The organism is Mesorhizobium sp. M5C.F.Ca.IN.020.32.2.1 (genome assembly GCF_004023105.1).
Classification (GTDB): domain Bacteria; phylum Pseudomonadota; class Alphaproteobacteria; order Rhizobiales; family Rhizobiaceae; genus Mesorhizobium; species Mesorhizobium wenxiniae.
Map to the genome: position 1 here is coordinate 1 of NZ_RZSX01001676.1, position 446 is coordinate 446.

Below are 446 nucleotides of genomic sequence, written 5' to 3' on the forward strand. Positions count from 1 at the left end.
CTCCGAATCTTGTGCCCGCCTGGGGTACGGCGCTGCTGCCCACCGACATCAATCTGAATTTCGGCGGCGCCAATATCGATCTCGACAGCATGGCGAAAAAGGCGATCGAAGCCTTTGATCTAAACAACAATCCGCCGCTGCCGGCGGACTTTGGCGATCAGATCAAAGCTGATTTCATGACCAAGACGCCGAAATTTATCATCGGCCACAGCACGGTGAAGAACCGCGACATGGAAATCGCGATGGAAGGCGAGATGACGTTCTCCGGCATGAAGCCCGAGGCAAATGTTACGATTGATATCGCAGGCTACGACAGAATTGTGGAAAGCCTGCAGGCGGCGGCGAAGTCGGAGCCGGAAGCCGCGCAATATGTGCCGGTGGCGCTTGCGATCAAGGGATTCGGCAAGACGCTGCCGGACGGCCGCATCGAATGGGTCGTCAATGGC

Annotated in this window: 1 pseudogene; it reads left to right on the plus strand. The window is 57.2% G+C overall.

Going from position 1 to position 446, the window contains the following annotated elements:
• Positions 1–89: 89 nt before the first annotated feature.
• Positions 90–446 (plus strand): annotated as a pseudogene (locus EOA86_RS38100) (hypothetical protein); the annotation flags it as partial.